4 protein-coding genes are annotated in these 5,149 nt (G+C 70.0%); 3 read left to right on the top strand and 1 reads right to left on the bottom strand.

What is annotated here, in order from left to right; genetic code table 11:
• On the bottom strand, window positions 1-1,006 hold a 1,006-nt coding region (locus tag ABT085_RS43545; protein WP_351621914.1), incomplete at its 3' end, for a DUF6716 putative glycosyltransferase.
• 198 nt (window positions 1,007-1,204) lie between these two features.
• Between ABT085_RS43545 and ABT085_RS43540 the strand changes: the two genes are divergently transcribed.
• The 3 genes from ABT085_RS43540 to ABT085_RS43530 all read left to right on the top strand — a co-directional run bounded on the left by ABT085_RS43540 (window position 1,205) and on the right by ABT085_RS43530 (window position 5,006).
• Window positions 1,205-2,185, top strand: coding sequence for a glycosyltransferase family 2 protein (locus ABT085_RS43540; protein WP_351621911.1), 981 nt, complete (start codon window positions 1,205-1,207; stop codon window positions 2,183-2,185).
• On the top strand, window positions 2,185-3,525 hold the full coding sequence (locus ABT085_RS43535; RefSeq protein ID WP_351621908.1) for a polysialyltransferase family glycosyltransferase: 1,341 nt from the start codon (window positions 2,185-2,187) through the stop codon (window positions 3,523-3,525). Before ABT085_RS43540 ends, ABT085_RS43535 begins: the two co-directional genes overlap by 1 nt.
• Before the next feature lie 308 nt (window positions 3,526-3,833).
• Complete coding sequence (locus ABT085_RS43530; protein WP_351621905.1) at window positions 3,834-5,006, top strand: acyltransferase family protein; 1,173 nt, start codon at window positions 3,834-3,836, stop codon at window positions 5,004-5,006.
• Window positions 5,007-5,149 lie beyond the last annotated feature (143 nt).

Below are 5,149 nucleotides of genomic sequence, written 5' to 3'. Positions count from 1 at the left end.
GGGCGACCCAGTCCTGGCCGGGCACCGGCCGGTGCCCGGCGTCGAGCTGGTCCCAGGAGGCGAGCAGGCCGGAGCCGACGAAGTGGTGGTTGCCGAGCATCTCGCGCACGCCGAGGTCCGTCAGGACGACGGTCGGGATGCGGCGGTGCAGGGCCTCCAGGGCGGCCGTCGAGCTGACCGTGACCAGCAGGTCGGTGCGGTCCAGGACCTCGCCCATGTGCCCGTACACCAGACGGAAGTTGGACGGCGGGTCGGCCTTCTGCACCAGCTTCTGGTACGGCAGCTCCTCGATGTGCGTGGTGTGCTCGCCCGGCTTGGAGCGCAGCTTCAGCAGCACCTCGCGCTCGGGGTGCTTGCGGGCGTGCCGGATCAGCCGCTCCAGCAGGTACGCACGGTCCTTGCGGCTGGCCGGGACGGACGGCTGTGCGGCGAAGACGACCGTGTACGGGTCGTTCTCGACGGTGTACGGCGCTCCGCCGAGGAACGGCAGCGCGACCTCCGTGACGGACGTGGCGTCGGCGCCGACCCCCTCGTAGACCGCGCGGAACCGGTCCGCGTCCTGCCGGGAGTTGGCGAGGACGAGATCGGCGCCGTGGCGCAGCAGCAGGCCGTCGGCGAGCTTCTCGTAGACGACGCCGACGTAGCCGGTGACGACGACGGGACGCTCGGTGCGGTCGGCCCAGACGTGCCGCAGGCCGTGGAGCATCGCCTGCACACCACCGCCGACCAGGGCGAGGACGAGGACGTCGTAGGACTCCTCGCCCATCGCGCGCAGGAACTCGGCGGCGGTCACCTCGCGGAGCGAGTCGGCGTGGACGCCGACCTCCTGGAGCTGACGGGCGGTGGGGGTGGCTCGGCCCCGCAGAAGGTAGCCGTCCAGGCGGATGTCCGTTTCACCCTCTTCGACAGAAACAGTACGCTTCGCGGTGAGCGCGCCCCATTTCCACCGGGTGTCGGAGTCCGCGAGCACGGCGACTCGCAGGGTGTTCGTTGCACTTGCTGGCACGTCGTCGACCGTAGGAAGGCATTCCTAGGATCCGCCCAACCCGAAAGCAACAAAGGGTTAACAGCACGTCGACGAATGGGGTTTTCGGGCCTTCCGGGTACCCGAGAAGGTCTGGTTCACGGGTTCGCCACACGTAGTTCACCTGACATCAAACCAACGGTAAAGACGGGTGCCGGGCGGCCCTCTAACGTCGGTGACGTGGTCAAGCTCTCCGTCATCGTGCCGTTCTACAACGTGCAGCAATACGCGCCGGACACTCTCAAAAGCCTGCGGGCGAACACTCGTGACGACTTCGAATTCATTCTCGTCGACGACTGTTCGCGCGACGGGACACCGGACATCCTCGCGCGCGCGGAGCGCGAGCTGCCGGGGGCGGTGCTCGTCAGACACGAGCAGAACGGGGGACTGGCGACCGCGCGCAACACCGGGATCGACCGCGCGCGCGGGCAGTACCTGACGTTCCTGGACGGCGACGACTGGCTCGCGCCCGGCTACTACGAACGTCTGGTGGCCGCCATGGACGAGCTGAACTGCGACTTCCTGCGCACCGACCATGTGCAGTGCACCGGCCGGGCACGCACCGTGAACCGGGTGCCGCACGGCCGGCGGGGCGTGGTGATGGAGCCCCGCGCGGCGATCCTGCCCGCGGACCGGTCCACGTCGGTCGACTACGCGTACGCCTGGGCGGGCATCTACCACCGCCGGCTCGTCGACCGGGGACTGCTGCACTTCACCCACGGACTGCGCACGGCCGAGGACCGGCCCTGGATCTGGAAACTGCACCGGGAGGCGGAGTCCTTCGCCGCGGTGAACCTGATGGGCGTGTTCTACCGGCGCGGGGTGGCCTCCTCGCTCACCCAGATCGGCGATGTACGCCAGCTCGATTTCATCCGGGCCTTCGATCAGGTAATCGAAGAAACGGCGCTCGATCCCGAGGCGGATAAGCTGCTGCCGAAAGCAGTGCGCACCTATTGCGCGATCATGGCTCATCATCTCGGATCAATCGAGAGGTTCGAACCCGCCGTGGCTCGAAAATTGCGCTCCCTGAGCTCCGCCGCCCTGAAGCGAATGCCGCAGGACGTGCTCGCGGAAGTGATGGACACGATGGACGCCCAGCGCGCGAGCCGGCTGCGCCGACTGCGCCGCAGGCCCGTGTCCGCCCGGACGGTGGCCGCCTGATGCCCCGCACCACCCGCATCTTCTGCGCGTCCACGCTGTACGGCGCCGCGACCCTGGCCGCCGCGCTGGACGCCGGGCTGTTCGAACCGACCGACCGGCGGCTGCTGCTCGTCACCAACAACGCGGTCAACCCCGAGACCACACCCGCCGTCGACGAGATGCCGGGCTTCGCACGGATCGCCGAACGCTTCGACCAGGTGCTGTCCTGGAACGAGACGATCGCACCGTTCCACCCCAGCGGCTGGAGCCCGCGCGGCGACGACATCCCCATGTGGGAGCGGTACGTACGGCTCCAGTGGGGGCTCGGCGACGACGAGGTCCGGCTGGCCGTCGAGTCCGTGCAGGTCAATCCCTCGCTCGCGGTGTGCCAACTGTTCACCGGCGCCCCCGTCGATGTCTACGCGGACGGCCTCATAAGCTATGGCCCCACCCGGGACAAGATCGATCCGCTGGTCGGCACCCGGATCGAACGGCTGCTGCACCTCAATCTCCTACCGGACCTGACCCCGCTGCTGCTCACCGAGTTCGGCGTCGCACCCGAACTGGTGCCGGGCGAGGCGTTCCTCAAGGTGCTGGGCGAGCTGGCGCAGGACGAGACCGGGCTGCCGGACGTCGACGGACAGCCGGCGCTGCTGCTCGGCCAGTACCTCAGCGCGCTCGGCATCCTCGACGACGCCGAGGAGGAACAGCTGCACCTGGGCATGGTCCGCGGCGCCGTCGCTCTCGGGCACCGCAGCCTGGTGTTCAAACCGCACCCGGTCGCGCCCGCGCGCTGGTCGCGGCTGCTCCAGGACGAAGCGGCCCGGCTCGGCGCCGAACTCACCCTGCTGGAGCGGCCGGTGCTCGCCGAGGTGGCGTTCCAGCGGATGCGGCCCGCGCTCGTCGTCGGCTGCTTCTCCACCGCGCTGCTGACGGCCGCGGGGCTGTACGGCATCCCGGTGGCCCGCGCCGGCACCGACAACGTACTGACCCGGCTCACGCCCTACCAGAACAGCAACCGGGTGCCGGTCACCCTGGTCGACGCGCTGCTGCCCGACCTCGCCGACCGGACGGCGGTGGAGAGCTGGACGATGCCGTCGCCGCAGCGGGTGGAACAGCTGGCGGCGCTGGTCAAGGCGGTCGGGTTCGCCATGCAGCCCAAGATCTACCCCGGACTGCGCGACGCGGCCGAGGACTATCTCTCCCGGCACCTGAACACGCGCACCTGGCGCTACTTCAAGCGTCGCCGGCTGACCGCGCTGGCCCTGCCGGGCGCCGTGCCCGCGCAGCTCGCCTTCATCCCGCGCAACGCGACCGTGCGCCGCCTGGCGCGCCGGGCCAAGGCCCTGTCCCGACGCTGATCCCGGCCGGCCGGGAGACGCCGTCCCGGCGCCGGTCACCCCGCCCGGCCGGACCCGTCCACTGCCCCGGAGGCAAGCACTCCACACACCGTTCCACCGCGTCACCCCCGTTCCTCCACAGGACCGGGGGCGGCGCGCTTTCCCTTAACCCGGGCGTCAACCTGACGCCTGTTCATTCATCTGTGCGACATACATCCGATGCCTCGGCGTCAGCGCTGAATCCCCTGTCATACGTCAGTACTTCGTACCGTCCGGTCATCGACGACCACTTCGACGATGGACACGACCCTGCCGAGAAAGGCCCCAGGATGAATGCGGCTGACCAGGCCCTGGCCCCCACGAGCCCGGCGCCGGCGCCCACCGTGCGAGTGCGGGACCCCGAGAAGGCGCCCGCCGCCGCACCCCGCCCGCGCGCCGGCGACCGGCTGCGCGCACTGGACGGGCTGCGGCTGCTGGCCGCGCTGATGGTGTGCATGTACCACTTCGCGGGCAAGAACGGCCCCATCGCCGAGTCCTGGCACCAGTCGCCCGGCCTGAAATTCCCGACCCTGTCCCTGGCCGCGACCTACGGCAGCCTGGGTGTGCAGTTCTTCTTCGTCATCAGCGGCTTCGTGATCTGCATGAGCAGCTGGGGCCGCTCCCTGGGCGACTTCTTCCGCTCCCGGGTCGCCCGGCTGTACCCCGCGTACTGGGTGGCGATCGTGCTGATCACCGCGGCGGCCTGCGTCCTGCCCGTCGTCGTCCACCCGCTGCGGTCCGACGAGATCCTGGTCAACTTCACGATGCTCCAGCAGCCGATGGGCGTGAACCGGGTACTGGGCGTCGACTGGACGCTCTGGGTCGAGGTCCGCTTCTACGCGATGTTCGCCCTGTTCGTGGTCTGGCGGGGCGTCACCTACCGCCGGGTGGTGCTGTTCTGCGCCCTGTGGACCCTGGCCGGCGTCTTCGCCCGGGTCGCCGACATGCCGCTCACCGACGAACTGGTGATGCGCGACCACGCCCCCTTCTTCATCGGCGGCCTGGCGCTCTACCTGATCCACCGCTACGGCAGCGACCTGCTGCTGTGGGGCATCGTGATCATGTCGTTCCTGCTCGGCCAGCGCTACTCGGTGACCGCCCTGTGGCACCCGGGCATGCAGGGCGACTTCCACCGCAACCCGTACGTCGTCCAGGCGATCGTCTTCCTCGCCTTCGCCGCGGTGGCGGTGGTGGCGGTGGGCTGGACCCGCTGGGCGAACTGGCGCTGGCTGACCGTCGCCGGCGCGCTGACCTACCCCTTCTACCTGATCCACGAGCACCTGGGCTGGTTCTTCGTCCGGGTGCTGAACCGCGACCTCGGCCTGCCGCCGTACGCGACGATCGTCATCAGCGTGACGAGCCTGCTGTGCATCGCCTGGCTGATCCACCGGCTGGTGGAGAAGCCGTTCGGGCCGCGGCTGAAGCGGGCCCTGGTGGTACGGCGCCCGCAGCTCGGCAAGTGACCCGGGCGCACCGCGCGAGAAGGGCCGGGCCCCGTTCCTCCTCAGGAGGGACGGCGACGACGAGGAGCGGCTGCGCCGCCGCGGCCTGCGCGCGATGACCCCCGCGTCGGCGATCACCGCCCTGCAGCACGCGCTCGACCGAC

It is taken from the genome of Streptomyces sp. NPDC002265 (assembly GCF_040296125.1).
Classification (GTDB): Bacteria; Actinomycetota; Actinomycetes; order Streptomycetales; family Streptomycetaceae; genus Streptomyces.
Note: the sequence above shows the minus strand (reverse complement) of the source record. Positions and strands in the feature narration are given on the sequence as shown.